This is a genomic window from Mesorhizobium sp. LSHC420B00, assembly GCF_000503055.1.
Classification (GTDB): Bacteria; Pseudomonadota; Alphaproteobacteria; order Rhizobiales; family Rhizobiaceae; genus Mesorhizobium.
In genome coordinates, this window is record NZ_AYVY01000003.1 from 148,880 (window position 1) to 169,859 (window position 20,980).

General features: G+C 61.9%; 18 protein-coding genes and 3 pseudogenes. 16 read left to right on the forward strand and 5 right to left on the reverse strand.

The features are described 5' to 3' along the window. The first annotated feature begins 10 nt into the window (after positions 1 to 10). From X760_RS48440 to X760_RS48495, 12 genes are all read left to right on the forward strand, one after another. The gene (locus X760_RS48440) at positions 11 to 958 is read left to right on the forward strand and encodes a sugar ABC transporter permease (RefSeq protein WP_031193666.1); all 948 of its coding nucleotides are present in this window, start codon (positions 11 to 13) and stop codon (positions 956 to 958) included. Then, complete coding sequence (locus tag X760_RS48445; protein ID WP_023717959.1) at positions 955 to 1,905, forward strand: carbohydrate ABC transporter permease; 951 nt, start codon at positions 955 to 957, stop codon at positions 1,903 to 1,905. Before X760_RS48440 ends, X760_RS48445 begins: the two co-directional genes overlap by 4 nt. Beyond that, a complete protein-coding gene (locus X760_RS48450) occupies positions 1,902 to 2,102 on the forward strand; it encodes a hypothetical protein (protein WP_023717960.1) in 201 nt (66 codons plus the stop codon). The genes X760_RS48445 and X760_RS48450 overlap by 4 nt, the downstream gene beginning before the upstream one ends. A gap of 3 nt (positions 2,103 to 2,105) precedes the next feature. Then, a complete protein-coding gene (locus X760_RS48455) occupies positions 2,106 to 3,218 on the forward strand; it encodes an ABC transporter ATP-binding protein (RefSeq protein WP_023717961.1) in 1,113 nt (370 codons plus the stop codon). After that, positions 3,211 to 4,224, forward strand: a complete 1,014-nt coding sequence (locus X760_RS48460) for an ABC transporter ATP-binding protein (RefSeq protein WP_023717962.1) — start codon at positions 3,211 to 3,213, stop codon at positions 4,222 to 4,224. The genes X760_RS48455 and X760_RS48460 overlap by 8 nt, the downstream gene beginning before the upstream one ends. A 67-nt stretch (positions 4,225 to 4,291) precedes the next feature. Then, positions 4,292 to 5,935, forward strand: a complete 1,644-nt coding sequence (locus X760_RS48465; RefSeq protein WP_023717963.1) for a dihydroxyacetone kinase subunit DhaK — start codon at positions 4,292 to 4,294, stop codon at positions 5,933 to 5,935. 81 nt (positions 5,936 to 6,016) lie between these two features. After that, positions 6,017 to 6,619 carry a dihydroxyacetone kinase subunit DhaL gene (dhaL, locus tag X760_RS48470; protein WP_023717964.1) on the forward strand — a complete coding sequence of 201 codons (603 nt, stop codon included), beginning with the start codon at positions 6,017 to 6,019 and terminating at the stop codon, positions 6,617 to 6,619. Then, positions 6,616 to 7,008, forward strand: a complete 393-nt coding sequence (gene dhaM / locus X760_RS48475) for a dihydroxyacetone kinase phosphoryl donor subunit DhaM (protein ID WP_023717965.1) — start codon at positions 6,616 to 6,618, stop codon at positions 7,006 to 7,008. The genes dhaL and dhaM overlap by 4 nt, the downstream gene beginning before the upstream one ends. Positions 7,009 to 7,030: 22 nt before the next feature. After that, positions 7,031 to 7,333, forward strand: a complete 303-nt coding sequence (locus X760_RS48480) for an HPr family phosphocarrier protein (protein ID WP_023717966.1) — start codon at positions 7,031 to 7,033, stop codon at positions 7,331 to 7,333. Beyond that, positions 7,317 to 8,933 carry a phosphoenolpyruvate--protein phosphotransferase gene (gene ptsP / locus X760_RS48485; protein ID WP_023717967.1) on the forward strand — a complete coding sequence of 539 codons (1,617 nt, stop codon included), beginning with the start codon at positions 7,317 to 7,319 and terminating at the stop codon, positions 8,931 to 8,933. Before X760_RS48480 ends, ptsP begins: the two co-directional genes overlap by 17 nt. Positions 8,934 to 8,940: 7 nt before the next feature. Then, complete coding sequence (locus X760_RS48490) at positions 8,941 to 9,363, forward strand: hypothetical protein (RefSeq protein ID WP_023717968.1); 423 nt, start codon at positions 8,941 to 8,943, stop codon at positions 9,361 to 9,363. Between the two features lie 26 nt (positions 9,364 to 9,389). Then, entirely contained in the window at positions 9,390 to 10,445 is a 1,056-nt protein-coding gene (locus tag X760_RS48495) for a dihydroxyacetone kinase subunit DhaK (RefSeq protein WP_023717969.1), read from the forward strand. A gap of 282 nt (positions 10,446 to 10,727) precedes the next feature. Here X760_RS48495 and X760_RS48500 read toward each other — a convergent pair whose 3' ends face one another. Further along, the gene (locus X760_RS48500; protein WP_023717971.1) at positions 10,728 to 11,525 is read right to left on the reverse strand and encodes a DUF2259 domain-containing protein; all 798 of its coding nucleotides are present in this window, start codon (positions 11,523 to 11,525) and stop codon (positions 10,728 to 10,730) included. Positions 11,526 to 11,696: 171 nt separating this feature from the next. Here X760_RS48500 and X760_RS48505 point away from each other — a divergent pair, with 171 nt between their 5' ends. Further along, a complete protein-coding gene (locus X760_RS48505) occupies positions 11,697 to 13,604 on the forward strand; it encodes a propionyl-CoA synthetase (protein ID WP_023717972.1) in 1,908 nt (635 codons plus the stop codon). A gap of 128 nt (positions 13,605 to 13,732) precedes the next feature. Continuing rightward, a complete protein-coding gene (locus tag X760_RS48510; RefSeq protein WP_023717973.1) occupies positions 13,733 to 14,497 on the forward strand; it encodes a metallophosphoesterase family protein in 765 nt (254 codons plus the stop codon). Between the two features lie 102 nt (positions 14,498 to 14,599). On the opposite strand, the gene X760_RS74470 is transcribed toward X760_RS48510, so the two are convergent. Then, positions 14,600 to 14,767: a Thivi_2564 family membrane protein gene (locus X760_RS74470; protein ID WP_023717974.1), complete on the reverse strand. Its 168-nt coding sequence runs from the start codon at positions 14,765 to 14,767 to the stop codon at positions 14,600 to 14,602. Between the two features lie 222 nt (positions 14,768 to 14,989). On the opposite strand from X760_RS74470, the pseudogene X760_RS48515 reads away from it, so the two are divergent. Then, positions 14,990 to 15,322 (forward strand): annotated as a pseudogene (locus X760_RS48515) (BA14K family protein); the annotation flags it as partial. A 109-nt stretch (positions 15,323 to 15,431) separates the two neighbouring features. Here X760_RS48515 and X760_RS48520 read toward each other — a convergent pair. Both X760_RS48520 and X760_RS48525 read right to left on the reverse strand, forming a co-directional pair. Further along, entirely contained in the window at positions 15,432 to 15,620 is a 189-nt protein-coding gene (locus tag X760_RS48520; RefSeq protein WP_023717976.1) for a hypothetical protein, read from the reverse strand. A gap of 164 nt (positions 15,621 to 15,784) precedes the next feature. Next, positions 15,785 to 16,853 (reverse strand): annotated as a pseudogene (locus X760_RS48525) (histidine kinase dimerization/phosphoacceptor domain -containing protein). Positions 16,854 to 17,019: 166 nt separating this feature from the next. On the opposite strand from X760_RS48525, the gene X760_RS48530 reads away from it, so the two are divergent. Then, positions 17,020 to 18,300: a glucoamylase family protein gene (locus X760_RS48530; RefSeq protein ID WP_023717977.1), complete on the forward strand. Its 1,281-nt coding sequence runs from the start codon at positions 17,020 to 17,022 to the stop codon at positions 18,298 to 18,300. A 65-nt stretch (positions 18,301 to 18,365) separates the two neighbouring features. On the opposite strand, the pseudogene X760_RS48535 reads toward X760_RS48530, so the two are convergent. Further along, positions 18,366 to 20,881 (reverse strand): annotated as a pseudogene (locus tag X760_RS48535) (polysaccharide biosynthesis tyrosine autokinase). Positions 20,882 to 20,980 lie beyond the last annotated feature (99 nt).

A 20,980-nucleotide genomic window follows, 5' to 3' on the forward strand; every position in this document is an offset into this window, starting at 1 on the left:
AGGACTGACTATGCTCAATCGGACGGCGGACAGCGTTGCCCGGGCTACGCCTGAGCCGTTGGCCCGCAAGGTCCGGGGCATCAGCGACAAGGGCCTCGCCTGGCTGTTCATCTCGCCGACGATCCTGTTGCTTCTCGCCATCAATATCTTCCCGCTGTTCTGGGCGATCTATCTGTCCTTCACCAACTTTCGCGCCAATCGCCCCAACGAGGTGGCGAAGAACCTTGGGCTGGCCAACTACAAGCGCATCCTCGCTGACCAGGACATCTGGATCGCCATGCAGACGACGGCGCATTTCGTGTTCTGGACCATCCTGCTGCAGACGCTGATCGGCTTCACGCTGGCCTGGCTGATCGACCGTAAGTTTCGTGGCCACGCCTTCTGGACGACCATCATCCTGGTGCCGATGATGCTGTCGCCGGCGGTGGTCGGTAATTTCTGGCGCTTCCTCTACGAGCCACAGATCGGGCTGTTCGCCTACGCCGTTTCGTTCGTCACCGGCATTCCGGCAACCGAGATCAGCATGCTGTCCAACGTCTCGCTGGCGCCATGGTCGATCATCATCGTCGATACCTGGATGTGGACTCCCTACGTGATGCTGATCTGCCTCGCCGGCCTGCGCTCGATCCCCGAATACATCTACGAAGCGGCCGAGGTCGACCGCGCCTCCAACTGGCGGCAGTTCTGGTCGATCACGCTGCCGATGGCGCTGCCCTTCATCATGCTGGCGGTGTTGTTTCGCGGAATCGAGAACTTCAAGATGTTCGACATGGTCAATTTGCTCACCGGCGGCGGGCCGGGATCGACCACCGAAGTGGCCTCGATCACGCTGAAGCGGCAGGCCTTCGAAAGCTGGCGGACGGGCTATTCCTCGGCCTTCGCCATCATCCTGTTCGTCGCGGTGTTCGGCCTGGCGAACATCTACGTCAAGGCGCTCAACAAGGTGAAGCAGAGATGAGCCTGACGTCAGCCCATTCGGTCGTCGCACCCTCGGCCACGTCGAAGCGCGTCGCCGGCACGATTATCGTGGCCTACGCGCTGATCTCGATCGTACCGCTGCTGTGGATCTTCGCGACAAGCTTCAAGACGCCGCCGGATTCGATTGCCTATCCGCCGAAGATCCTGTTCCAGCCCAGCGTTGAGGGCTACTGTAACCTGTTCACGACGCGGACAAGGCAGACGCCGGAATACATCAACTCGCTGGGGCCGGCGACGGGCCTTTGCGACGAGACGGTGCGCAAGCGCAACATGGTGATCGCCGGCCCCTCGAACTTCATGCCGCGCTTCGTCAATTCGCTGATCATCGCCTTCGGCTCAACCTTTTGCGCAGTGTTCCTCGGCACGCTGTCGGCCTACGGTTTTTCGCGCTTCAAAGTGCCGCTCGCCGACGACCTTTTGTTCTTCATCCTGTCGACGCGGATGATGCCGCCGATCGCGGTCGCGATTCCCATCTACCTGATGTATCGCGAGCTTGGCCTGTCGGACACGGCTCTCGGCATGATCCTGCTCTATACGGCGGTTAACGTGTCGTTGGCAGTGTGGCTGCTGAAAGGCTTCATCGACGAGATCCCGCGCGAATATGAAGAAGCGGCGATGATCGACGGCTACACCAGGCTGCAGGCGTTCTGGCGCACGGTACTGCCGCAGGCGACCACCGGTATTGCCGCAACCGCCATTTTCTGTCTGATCTTTGCCTGGAACGAATATGCCTTCGCTGCGCTACTGACCTCGGGCACGGCGCAGACCGCGCCGCCCTTCATCCCGACCATCATCGGCGAAGGCGGCCAGGACTGGCCGGCGGTCGCGGCCGGCACAACGATCTTCCTGGTGCCGATCCTGGTCTTCACTATCCTGCTTCGCAAGCAATTGCTGCGCGGCATCACCTTTGGCGCGGTGCGCAAATGAACCTGACCGCAAAACGCAAATCGCGCTGGCCCGTTTGGGCCAGGCGCGGGCTGATGGAAAACGTCGCCACCGCGATCATCGCCATCGGCTTCCTGATGCTGTTCCAGCCCTTCGCACTGGCGCTCTACACCTATTCCTTCATCACCATGCTTGCCGGCACGGCGATGTTCATCATCGTCTCGAAATTTCCGGAGTAGACGATGGCCGAGATCAGGATCGAACATCTGAGGAAGGCTTTCGGCGATTTCGTCGCCGTGCAGGATTCCAACTTCGTCGTCGAGGACGGCGAGTTCTTCGTCATGCTGGGGCCGTCGGGCTGCGGCAAGACGACGACGCTTCGCATGATCGCCGGGCTCGAACTGCCGACCGGCGGCAAGATCCTGCTTGGCGGCGAGGACGTCACCATGCGGCGTGCCCGCGAGCGCGACATCGCCTTCGTCTTCCAGCTGTTCGCGCTCTATCCGCACATGAATGTGAGAAAGAACATCGGCTTTCCACTTCTGGCGCAAGGCATGCCAGGCGCTGAAATCCGGAGCCGAGTGGAAGAGACGGCGAAGCTCTTGCGGATCGACCATCTGCTCAACAAATCCGTCTCCGGGCTTGCCGGCGGCGACCGCCAGCGCGTGGCGCTCGGCCGCGCCATCGTGCGGCGGCCAAAGTGTTTCCTGATGGACGAGCCGCTCGGCACGCTCGACACCGAATTCCGCGACCTGATGGTCCATGAGCTGCGCGAATTGCACAACCGCATCCACGCCACCACCGTCTATGTCACGCACGACCAGATGGAAGCGATGTCGATGGCCGACAAGATCGCGGTGATGAACCATGGCGTCATCGAGCAGTTCGGCACGCCGCGTGAGATCTACGACCGGCCGGCGACGATGTTTGTCGCCGACTTCATCGGCTCGCCGCCGATGAATTTCCTCGGCTTCGGCGGCGGCCTTTCAAAGGGCGCCAGGGAAATTGTTGTGCAAGGCGCGAAGGTGGCCGTGCCGGAAGTGCGCGAGGATGTTGCACCGGCCGAGATGGCGCTTGGCATCCGACCGGAGCACATCCGCTTCGACGACGCCTCGAAGCTGCGCGGCGCCATTTACGGCACCGAGTATCTCGGTACCACGCAAATCGTGGCGGTGGAGACGGCAGACGGCATCATCAAGGCCAGGGTGCCGGCCGAAATCCGGCTCAATCCGGGCGATCATGTCGGCCTGGCGCTGAGCAGCGCGCGGCTGTCGCTGTTCGCAAAAGGATCCGGCCGTGCGGTGCGCACCGAAATCCATGAGTCGGCCTCCCAGGGGAGAGCGCATCATGGCTGACGTTCACATCAAAGGCGTGACCAAGGTTTTTGGCGAGCATGTCGCCGTCGACAATCTCGACCTGCATATCGCCGACGGGGAATTCGTCGTGCTGCTCGGGCCGACCGGCGCCGGCAAGACGACGACGCTCAGGCTGATCGCTGGGCTGGAGCGGCCCGAAGCGGGCTCGATCCATATTGCCGGCCACGACACGACGACGCTGTCGCCGGCCGAGCGCGACACCGCTTTCGTGTTCCAGCAATATTCGCTCTATCCGCATCTGTCGGTCTACGACAACCTCGCCTTTCCGCTACGCTCGCCGGCGCGCAAAATGCCGGAGGATCAGATCCGCCGCCGCGTCGAGGACGTGGCCAAGATGGTGCGCATCCACCACAAGCTGAATAATCGCTCGACCAAACTGTCGGGCGGCGAGATGCAGCGCGTCGCCATCGGCCGCGCTCTGGTGCGCAAACCGTCGATCTACCTGATGGACGAGCCGCTGTCGTCGCTTGACGCCAAGCTGCGCGCCGATCTCAGGCTCGAGCTGAAGCGCATCCAGGCCGAACTCGGCGCTACAATGCTCTACGTCACACACGACCAGATCGAAGCGATGACCATGGCCGACCGCATCGGCATCCTCGCCGACGGCGTGCTGGTGCAGATCGGTTCGCCGCGCACGATCTATTCTGAGCCGGCAAACCTTCACGTCGCGGCAAGGCTAGGCCAACCGGCCATCAATTTGTTGCCGGTCGGACTGCTGCCGGATGGCGGCGCGCCGGCGGGAACCAAGACGATCGGAGCGCGCACCGAACATCTTTCGATCGAGAAGGCGGCGAACGGCCATGCCGACGGCGTCGTCGATTGGGTCGAGCATCTCGGCGACCAGAACCATCTGCACGTGACGGTGGGGACCAAGAAGCTGGTGACGCTGACCGACCCCGACACCGACCTGGCGCAGGGCGACAAGATCATGATCCGCTATCGCTCGCCGCTGTATTTCGGCGCCGATGGGCGACGGCTGATGTGAGCGCTGCGCGAGTGTTTTCCTGGCACCTTTCAACCGGCAATTTCGGGCACCGGACTGGACCAATTCGATGAAGCATTTTTTCAATCGCAGGGATACGATCGTAACTGAGGCACTGGACGGCTTTCTCGGCACGACCGGCGCCGGCGATCTCGCTCGCCTCGACGGCTATCCCGAAATCAAGGTCGTCCTCCGTGCGGACTGGGATAAGAGCAAGGTCAGCATCATCTCCGGCGGCGGGGCCGGGCACGAACCCGCGCATGCCGGCTTCGTCGGCGTGGGCATGCTGACGGCGGCAGTATCAGGCGAGATCTTTGCTTCGCCGAGCGTGGAAGCAGTATTGGCCGCCATCCGCGCGGTAACCGGTCCCGCCGGGTGCCTGCTGATCGTCAAGAACTACACCGGTGATCGCCTCAACTTCGGCTTGGCAGCCGAGAAGGCGCGCGCCGAAGGCTTCCGCGTCGAGATGGTGATCGTCGCCGACGACATTGCCCTGCCGGATATTGCCCAGCCGCGTGGCGTTGCCGGCACCTTGTTCGTGCACAAGATCGCCGGCCACCTGTCGGAAGCCGGCAACGATCTGGCGACGGTTGCCGCTACGGCGCGGGCCGCGGCGGTGGACATCGTTTCACTCGGCATATCGCTGTCGTCCTGCTCGATCCCCGGCCAGAGCCATGACGAAAGATTTGGCGCCGACGACGCCGAACTCGGCCTCGGCATCCATGGCGAACCGGGCGTTGAGCGGATTGCGGTGCAAAGTGCCGAAAGGCTGGTTGCGATCATGTCGGAGCGCCTTGCCGCGCGGCTCGATCCCGCCAGTGACTACGCCTTGCTGATCAACAATCTCGGTTCGGTGCCGCCGCTGGAAATGTTGCTTGTCACCAATGCGGTGTTGGCTTCACCGCTGGCACGAAAGGTGACGCTGACGATCGGGCCCGGGCAGCTTATGACGGCGCTCAACATGAACGGCTTTTCCCTGTCGCTGATCCGGCTCGATGCGCCTCGCGAAGTAGCCTTGCGGGCGCCGGTCGGCCCTCACGCCTGGCTGCCGGCAAGAGCCGTTCGCCCAGTGAGCGTCGTGCCGGTGGCCAAAGCTGCCGGCCCGGACAACGCGTCAAAAGCCAGCCAGGATGCACGCACCGAGCAGTTGGTTGTCGCGGTCTGCGAACGGCTGATCTCGCTTGAAGGCGCGTTGAACGGACTGGATGCCAAGGCGGGAGACGGCGACACCGGATCGACTGTGGCGGCCGGTGCGCGGAGCGTGCTTAGCCGCCTTGAGACACTGCCGCTCGCCGACGCTGCCGCAACGCTCGCCACCGTCGGCGACATACTGAGTACCAGCATGGGCGGCTCCAGTGGCGTGCTGCTGTCGATCTTCTTAACCGCCGCCGCGCAGGCGTCGAAATCTGGCGAAACGCTTCCCAAGGCGCTTCTCGTCGGCCTGGATCGGATGTCCTTCCATGGCGGAGCGAGGGTCGGCGATCGCACGATGATCGATGCCCTGGAACCCGCCTTGAGGGCGTTGGATAGCGGCAGTCTGGAGGACGCGGCGGTCGCGGCGCGACGCGGCGCCGAGGCCACCGCGGCCATGCGCAAGGCCAAGGCCGGGCGGTCCGCCTATATTGGCAGCCAGCTCGACGGCGTGGTCGACCCCGGCGCCTTTGCCATCGCCGAGGTCTTCACTGCCCTCGCTGCGTTGCTCGAACCCGCTTGACTGGGGAAAAGAATGCTTCAATTGCCGGATATGCAATTTTCTCGTACTGCCGGCAGCGCGGAGGCCAGGAGCATGGGTGATATGGCGGTAGCGGATCTTTCCAGGCTAATCGAGGCGGCGGCAAACACCATCGCCGCCCATGCCGAAGAGCTGACCGGGCTCGACCAGGCGATCGGCGACGGCGACCATGGGCTCAACATGAAACGCGGCTTCGAGGCCGTGCGGGCCGAGGCCGGCGCGTTCGCGGCAAAGCCGTTGCCCGAGGCGCTGAAGGCGATCGGCACCAAACTGGTGATGACTGTCGGCGGAGCCTCCGGACCCCTGTTCGGCACGCTGTTCATGGCGCTCGGCAAGGAGATTTCCGCCGCGCCGGATCGCGCCAATCTGGCTGCGGCCTTCGGCAAGGCGATCGAAGCGGTGGCCGCCAGAGGCAAGTCGCAGGCCGGGCAAAAAACCATGCTCGATGTGCTGCAGCCGGTGCATGAGGCCCTGCTGCAGGGAAGGGCGGCAGCGGACATCGCCGAGGTCGCTGACAACGCAGCCGAGGCGACCGTGCCGATGAAGGCGTTGCGTGGGCGCGCCTCCTTCCTTGGCGACCGTTCGATCGGTCATATGGATGCCGGCGCACGCTCGACCGCGCTTCTGGTGCGGGCCGTCGCCGAAGCAATCGAGGCGCGCGCATGAGCAATGTCGGCATCGTCATCGTATCGCATTCGCCGCTGGTCGCCGAAGGCACCGCAGACATGGTGCGGCAGATGGTCGGCGACGAAGTGCCGCTTGCATGGTGCGGCGGAAACGGCCATGGCGGGCTGGGAACCAATGTCGAGGCGATCATGGGCGCCATCGACAAGGCGTGGTCGGAGGCGGGTGTCGCGATCCTCGTCGATCTCGGCGGTGCCGAGACCAATAGCGAGATNATGGCGGTAGAGATGATCGGCGAACCACGCGCCCAGAAGATCATCGTCTGCAATGCGCCGATCGTCGAAGGCGCGGTGATGGCGGCGACCGAGGCTTCCGGCGGCGCCTCGCTCAAGGAAGTGGTGGCGACGGCGCACGAACTGTCGCCGTCGTGAGTGAACGGGAACTTTGACAAGCATGTCCGCAGCAGCCGAAGCCAGCGTCCTGATCACCCATGAGGTGGGACTGCATGCGCGTCCTTCGGTGAAGTTCACCAAGCTTGCCAAGACGTTTTCGGCCGACGTCGAGATTGCGCTCGCCGCCAACGGGCCATGGTTCGACGCCAAGAGCATCGTCAAGGTGATGGCTGCGAAAGCGCCGAAAGGCACTGTCCTGCATATCAGGGCCAGAGGCGACGGCGCCGGCGAGGCCGTCGGGGCACTGGTCGAGCTGGTGCGGCGCGATTTCGACGAAGGCAAGGACCATGCCCGAACCGCTTAGGCTGCAGGGCATTTCGGCATCGGCCGGCTATGCCGAGGGGCCGCTGTTCGACCTCGACCAGGCTGCTGTGCGTTATGTCCGCAAGGCGACTGCCGCGGACGAGAAAGCGGCGCTTGAGGCCGCCATCTCCATTGCCGCAGGCCGGCTCGCGATATTGATCGAAACCAGCGACAGCGAGGCGGCCGGGATCCTCGAATTCCAGCTCGCCATGCTGGAGGACGACGCGCTGACCGGCCCGGCTTTTTCGCACATCGCCGAGGGCATGGCTGCTGATGTGGCTTGGCGAACAGCGCTCGACGCCGAGATCGCCGGCTACGAAACATCCGAGCAGGACTATTTCCGGGCGCGCGCGGCCGATATGCGCGATATACGCGACCAGGTGCTACGCGCGCTGACCGGGGGCGGCGACATTGCCGCGCCGGCGGGTGCGATCTTGTATGGCGAGGATATCGCACCGACGCGCTTCCTCGAGGCCGACTGGAGTGCCGGCGGCGGCATCGCGCTTAAGGCCGGAAGCGCCGCAAGTCATGTCGCAATGCTGGCACGCTCGCGCGGCGTGCCCATGGTGGTGGGGCTTGGGCTCGTGGGGCGTGGGGTAGCCGGGCCTGGTGCTTCGCCGGCTCACCTTGCCGGAATCGCACTGCTCGATGCCGAACATGGCGGCATCGTGTTGGGGCCTTCGAAAGCGGAGATCGACGCGTTCCGGCGATCGTCGTCGTCTTTCGCGGCGCATCGCGGCAAAGCGGCAGCCTATCTGACAAGGCCGGCGGCAACGAAGACCGGCATAGCGATCGGGGTGCAGGTGAATATCGCCGATCCGTCCGATGTAGACAGCATCGATGTCGCGACGTGCGACGGTGTCGGGCTGATGCGGACCGAATTCCTGTTCGGCAAGACGCTGCCGGACGAGGAGACGCAATATCACGCCTACCGCAAAGTGCTGGAATGGGCCAGCGACAGGCCGGTAACAATCCGTACCGTCGATGCCGGCGGCGATAAGCCTGTGCCGGGCCTGACCGTCGAGGAAGGTAATCCATTCCTTGGCCTGCGCGGGATCAGGCTGTCGCTGGCGCGCCCAGAGGTCTTTCGCGTGCAGATCCGCGCCTTGCTCCGCGCCGCCATGCACGGCAATCTGAAGGTGATGTTCCCGATGATCGCCGTTCCGGAAGAGTATGAACGCGCCACCGCGCTGTTCGCTGAGGAGCAGGCTGACCTTTTGGCGCGCGGCATCGCGCAAAAAATGCCGCCACTTGGCATCATGGTCGAGGTGCCTTCGGTGGCGATTGCGCCGGAGGCATTCGCCAGGGCCGCCTTCTTCTCGATCGGCTCGAACGATTTGACCCAATACGTGATGGCCGCCGCTCGCGATAACATTTCGGTCGCACATCTGAATTCCGTCAGGCACCCGGCCGTACTCCGGCTGATCGCGTCGGTTGCCGCCTTCGGGCGCGAGCATAATATCCCGGTCAGCCTGTGTGGCGATGCCGGCGGCGACCCCGCCTCGATCCCGGCGCTGCTCGAAGCCGGCCTGCGTGACCTCTCCGTCGCTCCCGCCCAACTCGCGATGGCCAAGGCGGCCATCGCGGACGTTTGGATCTAGGCCCGGCATGTCAGACAAGGCGTCGCAATCCGGCCCCGAAGAGGCGATCCGCGCCTACAAGACGATCCTGTCGCAGGTGATCGATCAGCGCCCGTCCGGCATGCGCCAGCGCCTCGCCGACGCGCTGGGCAAGCATCGCAGCTTCGTCACCCAGATTTCCAGCCCGGCCTATTCGACGCCGATCCCGTCGAAGCATTTGCCGGCTATCTTCTCCGTCTGCCATTTCAGCCCGGCCGAACGCGATCATTTCCTCGAAGCCTACCATCGGGCGCATCCGGGAAAGATGTCGCTGGCTGCAGGCATGCGCAAGACACGCCATGTCTCGCTGATCGTTCCCGATTTCGGCGACGACAAGCAGAACGCGGCGCTCGACCGGGCGGTCAATGATTTCATCCAGAAGATCACCAGCATCGCCGGCAAGGGCAGCTGACGCTGGGCTATTTCGGGAGGACAGCCATGAAGAAATTTCTGAATTCCGTCGACACGGTGCTGACCGAGAGCCTCGACGGCTTCGTTGCCGCGCATGCCGATATCCTGGCGCTTGGCGAGGAGCACAAATTTGTCCGCCGCAAGGTGCTCAAGCCGGGCAAGGTGGCGTTGATCTCCGGCGGCGGCTCGGGTCACGAACCGCTGCATGGCGGGTTCGTCGGGCACGGCATGCTGGATGCCGCCTGCCCCGGCCAGGTGTTCACCTCGCCGACGCCGGACCAGATGATGGCGGCGGCTGAANTGGATGCCGCCTGCCCCGGCCAGGTGTTCACCTCGCCGACGCCGGACCAGATGATGGCGGCGGCTGAAGCCGTCAATACGGGCGCCGGCTGCCTGTTCATCGTCAAGAACTACGAGGGCGACGTAATGAATTTCGACATGGCCGCTGAAATGTCGGAAGGCGTGATGCAAATCGTGACCAATGACGACGTCGCGGTCGAAAACTCGTCCTACACCACCGGCCGGCGCGGCGTCGCCGGTACGCTGGTGGTCGAGAAAATCGTCGGCGCGGCGGCCGAACAAGGCATGCCACTGGAGTCTTTGAAGGCGCTGGGCGAGCGCGTCAACGGCGCAACGCGCTCGATGGGCGTGGCGCTGACCAGTTGCACCGTGCCGGCGGCGGGCAAGCCGACCTTCGACATCGGCGACGGCGAGATGGAGTTCGGGGTCGGCATCCATGGCGAGCCCGGAAGGCGGCGCGACACGTTGAAGAGCGCCGACGCTATCGTCGAGGAGATCTGTACCGCGATCCTCGGCGATCTGGGCGACGGCGCCAAAGGCCGGGCGCTGCTCTTCGTCAACGGCTTTGGCGGCACGCCGCTGATGGAGCTTTATCTGATGTACAACAGCGCCCGCAAAACCTTCGAGAAGCACGGCGTGACGGTGACCCGGTCGCTGGTTGGGTCCTATGTGACTTCGCTCGACATGGCCGGCTGCTCGATCACGCTGAGCATGTTCGACGCCGAGACGGCAGTGTTTTGGGATGCGCCTGTGCACACCGCCGCGCTGCGCTGGGGCATGTAGCGGCGGAGAATGCCCCAGAAATAGTCGGTGATAAGACCGACAGCAGCAGCGTGGTGCATCGCCAGACTGTTGTCCTCCTCACCCTAGGTAAGATAAGGGACTCAGCGGGCTTGCGGAGTTGGGGCATGCGTTACAATTGGGATCGGGCGCCGACAGGTTTCGAGCGTCATGGGAAAATGCTGGCAGCCGCCTTGCTGATCGCCGGCGGGGTTGGCCTCATGCTCGCTGCGCTGCCGCTTTAGGAATCAACTCGAGTAGCAGATTATTTCTCAGCGGGTTGTCTCAACGCGCCTGCCCTGTCACGGCTATGAAACGGCGGTCACGCCCTTCAAATCCCTGGCTGAAACGCTGCACGAGTACGACAAGCACGCCTGCTTTGCGGTCGGGGGTGAATGCGTAAGATTCCGACAGGCTGTAAGAAGTCGGGCAATTCCTCGAACCCGGCACCGCCCTGTCCTCATGCAGCAGCTTGATCGGCTTGCCGTCCTGACCCTGCAGCGTCAGGCGAAAGCCGAGCGCCTTGCCGGTCGTTTCGCCTTGCTGCGTCCTGTCGAAACTCGATGAACAATCCGCCGTGCTGTCGGCAAGGATCTGGTCGAGCTGAATGGTCGAGATGCCAAGCTCGTCATAAGTCGGCCAAAGCCATTTCTGCGAAACCTGCTCGAGGCGCGCAATGTCGTTGTAGGCGACCATGTCGTCGGGAAAAGTGAATTTGTCGAAGCCCGTCCGCTCGCCGCGCAGTGCGATGGCATATTTGGCCAGCAAGGGCGCTGCCAGCTCGGCGGCCTGTGCCCTTGCCTGCGCAAGTGTCAACGTAGAATCCTCCGTCTCGTCGACGATGAGGATCGGCTTGCCGCCGACGAATTGATCGGTGCGGGTGTCGATGATTTCGATCTCCGACCAGCCCGAATCCGAAGCACCGGCATCGAGCGTGCCGTACTGCTCGAAGGCGAAATAGTTGCCGTCGGGCGAAAAGCCGATGATGCGCCGTGCCGCCGCATCGCCGGCCTGAGCAGCTGAAGCGAGTGCGAACGCCAGCGTCGCAACGACGGCAAATCCAAGCTCGTATCGCAGTTTCATCGCGCCCTGCCCCCAATGTCGAAAATTCGGCCGTATCAGCCCCGCAGGCCACGACGACCCTGCATTTGCGGCCGAATTAGACCGACGGCAAACGAAAAGCACAAATACATGGTTACAGAAAGCAGCATACGCTATTTCAAGAACAGCAAACATTCCTGGGGAGGAAGCTGGATGGCGTCACGCTACCACGAGGTCTATGATGGCTGGAAACGCGACCCGGAAAAATTCTGGGCCGATGCCGCCGGCGCAATCGACTGGTTCTCGCCCTTCGAGACCGTGTTCGATGCCAATGCCGGCGTCTATGGCCGGTGGTTCAATGGTGCCTCGTGCAACACCTGCTTCAATGCCGTCGATCGTCATGTGGCGGACGGCCGCGCCGACCAAATAGCGCTTATTCATGACAGCGCGATTTCGGGCACAATCAAGAAATTCACCTATGCCGAGTTGAAGCGCGAGGTGGTTGCACTGACCTCGGTACTCAAGAATCGCGGCATCCAAAAAGGCGATCGCGTCATCATCTACATGCCGATGGTGCCGGAAGCAGCCTTCGCCATGCTTGCCTGCGCGCGGATCGGCGCCGTGCATTCAGTGGTCTTCGGCGGTTTTGCCTCACATGAGCTCGCCACGCGCATCGACGATGCCAAGCCGAAGCTGATCATCTCGGCGTCCTGCGGCCTGGAGCCCGCGCGTGTCGTTGCCTATAAGCCGCTGCTCGACAAGGCGATCGAGATGTCGCGGCACAAGCCCGAAGCCTGCCTCATCCTGCAGCGCGACCAATTGCGCTGCGAGCTCAGGGAAAACTACGACATCGACTATGCCGACGCTGTGGCGCGGGAGCGGGCCGCGGGTGCCAATGTCGACTGCGTTCCGGTGCTTGCCACCGATCCGCTCTACATCATCTACACGTCCGGCACGACCGGCCAGCCAAAGGGCATCGTGCGCGACAATGGCGGCCACATGGTCGCGTTGAAATGGTCGATGGAAAACGAGTTCGGTGTGAAACCCGGCGAAGTGTTCTGGGCGGCTTCGGACGTCGGCTGGGTGGTCGGCCATTCCTACATCGTCTACGGCCCGCTGCTGCATGGCTGCACGACGGTGCTGTTCGAAGGCAAGCCGGTCGGCACGCCCGATGCCGGCACCTATTGGCGTGTGATCGCCGAGCATGGCGTGGTCGCACTTTTCACCGCGCCAACCGCCTTCCGCGCCATCAAGGGACAGGACCCGAGGGGCGAGTTCGTCCCGAAACACGATCTGTCCCGGTTCCGCACGCTGTTCCTTGCCGGCGAGCGCGCCGATGCGGAAACCATCAAATGGGCCGAGCAGAAATTGAACGTGCCGGTGATCGACCACTGGTGGCAGACCGAGACCGGTTCGCCGATGACCATCAATCCCGCCGGACTGGGCCTGCTGCCTGTCAAATACGGCTCGCCCGGCATGCCGATGCCCGGCTACGACATTCGCGTGCTCGACGATGCCGGGCATGCGGTCAAGCGCGGCACACTGGGCAACGTTGTGGTCAAACTGCCATTACCGCCCGGCTGTCTGCCGACGCTGTGGAATGCCGACGAGCGGTTTCGCCAAGCCTATCTCGAGGAGTTCCCCGGCTTCTACAAAACGGCGGATGCCGGCATGATGGACGAGGACGGCTATCTCTATGTCATGGCCCGCACCGACGACATCATCAACGTCGCCGGCCACCGGCTGTCGACCGGCGCCATGGAGGAGGTGTTGGCCGCGCATCCCGACGTTGCCGAATGCGCCGTCGTCGGCATCGCCGATGCGATGAAAGGCCAGGTTCCGCTCGGCTTCGTCGTGCTGAATGCCGGCGTCGACCGCGACGCGGGCATCATCGAAAACGAGGTGGTCGCGCTGGTGCGCGAACGGATCGGCCCGGTCGCCGCCTTCAAGACGGTGGTGACGATCAAGCGCCTGCCGAAGACGCGCTCCGGCAAGATCCTGCGCGGCACCATGCAGAAGATCGCCGACAAGGAGAAATGGAGCATGCCGGCGACGATCGACGACCCCGCCATCCTCGACGAGATCACCGCCGCGCTGAACGGCCGTGGCATCGGCCTGTAGGACGCCGAAGCCGAGTTGCGTCCGAAGCTCCGGTATGGAACGACCGGTGCCAGACATGGTATCCACGCGCTGCGTCGCCATGTTGTTTCGAGATCGAGGCGCATTCATAGCCATACGAGACGCCATTCGTGACCTTGTTCCAGCGATCGAGAAAGCCCCGGACCGTGGCGCGCCAGCGGCTCGAGATGGATCTGCAGGACACGGTCGTCTATGCGATCGGCGACGTGCATGGCTGCTATAAGGAGCTTCGCTCCCTGGAGCAGAACATCCTGGTCGATTCTGCGTCTTTCGAAAGGCGCAAGCTCATCATCATGCTCGGCGACTACGTCGATCGTGGCCCCCAGTCGGCGCGCGTGCTCGATCATCTGCTGGCGCCGCCACTCCAAGGCTTCCAGCGCGTCTGCCTTGCCGGCAACCACGAAGTCGTGATGCTGAACTACCTCGACGGGATCATTTCGAGAGAATCGTGGCTGGCGATAGGTGGCCTGCAAACGCTGTTTTCCTACGGCGTTGATCCGTCGCGCATGGCCGATCTCTACGGTTCAAGCGAGGAGGTCGACCGGCGCATCCGGGAGATCATTCCAGCCGGCCATGTCAGCTTCATGCGTGCGCTGCCGGTCATGGTCTATTCGGCCAAATTCGTGTTCGTACACGCCGGCATCAGGCCCGGCATCGAGCTGGCCGCGCAAGACGAGGACGACCTGCTCAACATCCGCTCGGAGTTCTTCGAAGCCGCGCATCTTCTCGAACGTTATGTCGTGCACGGGCATACGCCGGTCGACATTCCGAAGCTTGAGGGACGCCGGCTTGGCATAGACACCGGCGCCTTCCAAACCGGCCAGCTGGCCGCCCTCAGGATCGTCGACAACCGCGCGAGGCTGATATTTTCCTAGAGCGGGAAGGTCTCAAGCCGCCTGCTCATGAGTGGGTGTAAAGCGCTGGGTTGTCTTGCTCGCTCGGACGCCAGCAGCGTCGCATATCCCAACCGTGATGGCTTAAAACACTGCGAGGTACTTCAGCAGCGAAATGATGCCAATAATGATCACGACAATCTGGGCAATCTGACGAGTGCGACCATCAAGCGGCAGCCGATTGACCAGATACAGCACCAGAATGATGACAAGGAAAGTGATCAGAATGCTGATCAACGGAGTGCCGGCCATTGTCCCTCACTGTATGAAACGTAGAAAAAAGCCAGCACACCGCGTCGAGTGAAGATTGCCCATGCTTGTTCGAGCCGTAGCACCTGACAAGTGATTCGAACAGCCTGGCTGGCGGTGTCGAAGGCTGTCTGGCACGCCACAGAACCTTAACCTCTTTAAATCGTTTTAAATCCGAGAAGGGATATCAACCATTCCTTCAAAGGAGATTTATGAACAAGATATGTGGCGACGGTCGACTACAAGCCGTGGATGAAGCGGAAATCCAACCGCAATCGCAATTTTTCGCGCAACGATGGCGTAAACTGGATCGGTCATCGCGGCTATCGTGAATACCATCGCGGTTATCGCCGTCATGGTGACTACTGGTTTCCTCTGGCGGCCTTCGCTGCCGGCGCGGTGATCAGCGGCGTGATCATTAACAACAACCAGAACCCGGTCGATCGCGGCGATTCGCATGTACAGTGGTGCTACGACCGATACCGGAGCTATCGAGCTTCAGACGATACATTCCAGCCTAGCTATGGCCCTCGGCAGCAGTGTAATTCGCCGTACTGAAACGTAAGGTTTTTGACCGCATCAACAACCTCGCATCGCGCGGGGTTTTCGTAGCGGCGCCAAGGCGGCGATGGAAAAGCGAAAGTAGCGTGGATCTCGGCTTGAGTGTCTATTCCAGACGGAATTCGACAGCGTGCGCTTCAGCCTCGGCAATGAGGCCGCCGTCGACGGCGGCTTCGAACGCTCTGGCAAAATACTGATCATCGGAAGTCTGGTGATCCTGGCCCGAAAGATCGATCGGATACGCGCCGATCACCCGGCCCGTAATTTTCTCGATTACTGTCACCGTCCGCTGCATTGGTTTCTTCTTCAATTAAACGGAACCTATAGCACAGAGAATAGGAACATCAGCGGCAGCCGCTCGCGAGCGGCTTCGCAACGTTCGAGCTACACCACCTGAGGGGACACGACCTTCAAGGCGATATTCGGAACAGCCGCTTGAAACGCATGCCAAGCACCAAACTATGCTGCTTTCGGCATCCGCGACGTGAACGTCGCTCTGGTAATGGCAATCGTCGTGCCAGTATTGCCCGTGACCGTGTCAATGCGTGCTTCAAGCTGTTTAACAAGCGCCTCCACGATCGCTGTCCCCAGTCCCGCACCTGGAATGTCGCGAACGGGTTTGCCCCACCCGTTGTCCGATACGGTCAACTTCCAATCCTCAGCATCGGTCTCATAGGTCACCAAGATCAGCGCATCGACCTTTTCTGTCGAGAATGCATACTTGATGGCGTTGAGAACGAGCTCGGTCACGATCAGGCCAAGGCTGACCGCCTTCTGGGAGTCTATCCTTCCATTTTCCGCCATAACGTTTACAGCAATAGCCTGTGCTTCCCCGATCATCGAAGCGGCCAAACTACTGCAAAGCTTCGACAGATAAGAACCAACCTCGATTTCGTCGGCACCGGTTGAGGCATGGAGATGCCGCTGCACTTCTGCTACCGACAGCACGCGTTGATGGGCATCCTTCAGGTGCTGCCGCGTTTCATCTGAGGTGACGGACCGGGCCTTCAGCAGCAAAATGCTGGCGATGATCTGCAAGCTGTTGGCGACCCGGTGCTCCATTTCGCGCAGCAGCACATCTCTGCCGCAGCAGGTCTTCGGTGCGGCCGAGAAGTTCTTCCTTTTCCCTTTCTATGGCGCGGCGCGCCGTGATGTCATTGAAGGCGAGCAGGATGGTCGCGGCTGAACTGTGGTCGTAAAGGACCTTCCGCGCGTTGAGCTGCATCGTGCGCCGGCCGATATCGGGGAAATCATGCTCGACCTCGAAGCCGTCCATGGCGGTCTTCTCGGGAATGATCGTCTCCAAGAGCAGGTGAAGCGCTGGAATGTCCCACTGGCCGTCGCCCAGCGCGTAGAGCAGCGAGCCGTGCGTCTGCTCGGGGTCGACCCTGAAGGTCTGATAGAAGGAGTGGTTGGCCGCCAGCACGCGAAAGTTCTCATCGAGAACGAGGAAGGGTTCGACCATCGTATTGACGATGGCCTGTGCCAGCGTCTGCGCGTCTTCGATATTCGCAATGGGATGGAACATAGGCTTCGAGGCCAATCCAGGGGCTGTTTCCCCTTGATTTTCTTTCTACCGGGTCGCCAGGCACCTGTCGCGAATTGAATCGGCCTGACACGAGTGAGCGGCCGGTCCGTGCGCACAATTGTTTTAGGAATGGCCTTAGGACACCCGAGGCACTAACACCGGCTCGATGATTCCAGCACTCGACCTCCCGGAAAATACTCTCGAGCTCGACGATGATGCGCTGTTGGATGTCGTGCAGCGGCAGACGGTGCGCTATTTCTGGGAAGGCGCGCATCCCGTCAGCGGTCTTGCCCGCGACCGGCAAAAGACCACAGGTGATCCTGCCAACGATCTGGTGACGATCGGGGGGGCCGGTTTTGGCATTGCAGCCATCATCGTTGCGGTCGAGCGGGGATGGATCGACCGCACCGTGGCTTTGCTGCGATTGCACGGCATGCTCGATTTCTTGGAGAACTCCCCGCGCTACCACGGCGTTTTTCCGCATTTTATCAACGGGCGAACTGGTGCGACGATCCCGTTTCGTCGCAAGGACGACGGCGCTGATCTCGTCGAAACCACCTTCCTGTTTCAGGGTCTGATTTGCGCCCGTGAGTATTTCGCCGGGATGACAACTGGCGAAGTGCGCCTGCGCCAGCGCGTGGACGCGCTGTTGCTACAGGCCGAATGGAACTGGTTTACACGCGGCGCTCGGCAACTCATGTGGCATTGGAGCCCTAATTTTGGCTGGGCGATGGACAGCCCGATCAGGGGTTGGAACGAATGCCTGCTCACTTTCGTGCTGGCGGCGGGATCGGCGCGCCACCCTATTGATCCGGGAATCTATCACGAGGGTTTTGCTGTAGGACCTGGCTTTCGAAACGGGCGCGACCATGACGGGATCGTGCTGCCGTTGGGAATGAATTCTGGTGGCCCGCTCTTCTTTTCGCACTATTCTTTCTGCGGGCTCGATCCCCGGGGCCTAAGTGACCGCTACGCCGATTACTGGCAACAGAACGTCAGTCATACGCAGATCAATTATCGGCATTGCGTTCGCAATCCCCATAGCCATTTGGGATATGGACCGGACTGCTGGGGTCTGACCGCGAGCCATGGGCCGCGAGGATACGTCGCGCATGCACCCGACAGGGACTTTGGCGTGATCACTCCGTCTGCTGCCCTGTCGAGCTTTCCCTATGCCCCGGCGGAGGCGATGCGCGCACTGCGTGGCTTCCTGGGCAAGCCTCGAAAACGCATATGGGGCCGCTTCGGCTTTGTTGACGCGTTTTGCGAAAGCCGCAACTGGTACTCCCGAACCTATCTGGCGATCAATCAGGGGCCGATCATCGCGATGATCGAGAACCATCGTACAGGGCTGTTGTGGCGGCTTTTCATGAGGGCGCCGGAAGTGCGCAGAGGCTTGGAGAGGCTTAGCTTCATCAGCAAGCATCTCAGAATGTCAACACCCTAATAGATCTTTGCGACGCCGGGTGATTCCGCTTCGGTGCAAAAATGCTCGAAACGCGCGGACCGCACTCAGGCAGCCGCCTTTGTGCGCGCTTCCGATTTTTCCAGATAATAGCTCGAATATTTGTCGAAGAATTTTTCCGAGCCGCCGATCGCGCCATACTTGGCGAGTTTCTTCAGCTCGACCTTGTTCAGGACCGCGCCAATGATCTTCTTCGCGATGTAGGGTTCCGAGCTGAGCATCGATTGCACCATCGCACGCGGCGTGCGTCCCCACTCGGTGACCAGCACGAAGCCGTCGACAAGCGGAGCGAAGGCCTTGGCGTCGACGACGGGCCCGAGCGGCGGCAGATCGACGATGATGTACTCGAAGGTTTCCTTCGCGTTGTCGATGAAGCGCCGCATGCCGGCCGAAGACAGAAGCTCGCTGGTATGCGAAAACTGGCCACGCAGGACGGCCGGGATGATCGCCAGTTTGGTCTGCCGGTCGATCTTGCCGACCGACTGCCAGGTCTGCCCGCTCACCACCGCTTCCATCAAGCCCTGCTCGGCCTCCATGCCGAGGCTGCGGCTGAGGCCGGGATTGCGCAAGTCGCCGTCGATCAGCAGCGTTTTCGATCCGTTGGCGGCAAGCAGCCCGGCAAGATTGGCCGCCACCGTCGACTTGCCTTCGCCCGGAAGCACCGAGACCACGCCGATGACCCGGCTGCCCTGGCCTTCTATCACGACGTCGAAGGCGATCTTTGCGTTGCGCAGCGTCTCGGAGAACATCGATGCCGGTGCATCGACGGTTACCCGCATGCGCGCACGTTTTTCGGCTGCCGACAATGTTTTGGAGGGCTGGGATTTGGAGGACTTGACGGTCTTGGATTCAACGACTTTGACGTCAGGCTGACCGCCATTGCGCTGGTCATCCTTGCCAGCCTTGCCGATGACCGGGAGATAGCCGAGGAATTTGAGGCCGACACGGTCGCGCACATCCTCGCCGGTCCTGAAGAANACGTGTGCTCTTCCGATCTCTTGCCGATGACCGGGAGATAGCCGAGGAATTTGAGGCCGACACGGTCGCGCACATCCTCGCCGGTCCTGAAGAAGCGTTCCCTGAATTCATTCAGACCACCAACCCCTGCCCCCATCATTATGCCAAGCGCCAGCGAAAGCCCCAGCACGATGGCCGTTCGCGGGGTTGCGGCCGACTGTGGCATCGTCGCGTCCGAGATGACCCGGATCTTGCCGACTGGGAAGGATTGCTGTTGGGCGGCCTCCTCATAGCGGTTCAGGAATGTCTGGTAGAGTGTCGAGAGCGCCGTCGCCTTCTGGTCCAGTTCACGCAGCTTGACCTGCGACTGGTTGTCGATGGAGCTCTTGCCTGCCGCCAGGGCGACATTTGCGCGGAGCGCGGTTTCGCGCGCCAGAGCGACCTCGTATTCGTTGCGGTAGCTTTCGGTCAGTTGCTTCAGCTCGCCGAAAATCTGCGCCGATATGTCGGCCTTCTCCTTGGCGAGCGCGACGGCCTGCGGATGTTGCGGGCCGAAATTGGCTTCGACGTCCTGCTGCCGCTTGGCGACTGTGAGATAGCGGTTCTTCAGCGTCGTGATGACGGAGCTGCTCGGCTGGTCGTTCGATATCGCGGCGTCCTTGAACGCATTGTCCGACCCGCTTTCGACGATCGACTTGTACTGCTGATAGCGGGCGCCGGCACGTGCGGTATCGGCCTGTGCGACGATCAGCTGAGTGTTGAGATCGGACAGTTGCTTGTCGCTGATCAGCTGGCCGTCATTGACGGCCAATCCATGTTCGGCCCTGAACTTTTCGACCGCCAGTGCGGCCGCCTGGGAGCTCTCACGAAGCTCGGTCAGCCGGCCCTGCAGCCAGACAGCCGCCCGCTCGGTCGCGTCGAAGCTGGCATCAAGCTGATCGGCGAGATAGGCGTCGGCATAGGCCTTGGTGATGGCGGTCGCAAGCGCCGGATCCGTCGCCTGAAAGGAGATGCTGATGACAAAGCTTCGGCCGATCCGCTCGGCATCGAGTTGGTTCTGCAGTTTGAAGATTGCGTAGTCGCGGGACGACGACGATGCGGTGATCGCGTCACGCGTCGCGGCATCAAGCTGAGTGACATCGGTTGTGCTCGCGGCGCGCTTGGGGCGGACAGACTGGATGATACCGCGTACAAAGCTTGCGACCTTAGACAGGGCCGATGTCGGAGGGTTCATGAAAGCGTCGTTCTGATCGAGCTTCAGCTTGTCGACGACCACCCCCGCCAGCCTGGCCGACTGTAGAATTTCGATCTGGCTCAGAACGGCGGAGTCGGTCTGCATGCTGACCGACGCCGCCGAAATATCGTCGACGACCTTGTTCAATCCTTCGTCGATCAGCACGCTGCTCGTCGCCACATAGGTAGGAGGCGTGGTCTGCAAATAGAGCACGCCGAGAAAGAGACCGATGATGGCGCAGGCGGCAACCACTTTCGCCTGCCGCGCGGCCATGCCAAGCAGACGCTCGATGTCGATGAAGTCTTCGGCGTTTGCCGCACTCGAAGTCGGCAATGGCGTCCTCTTGTCGACAGGAAAATTGGCATAGTTCATCTTCGGTCCAATTCTAGTTTGCAGGCGCTACCGCCTCGAAGATCGGCACATAGGGTGCAAACCTTGCGCCGGACAGTGCGCGTTACGCGCGGCGCAACG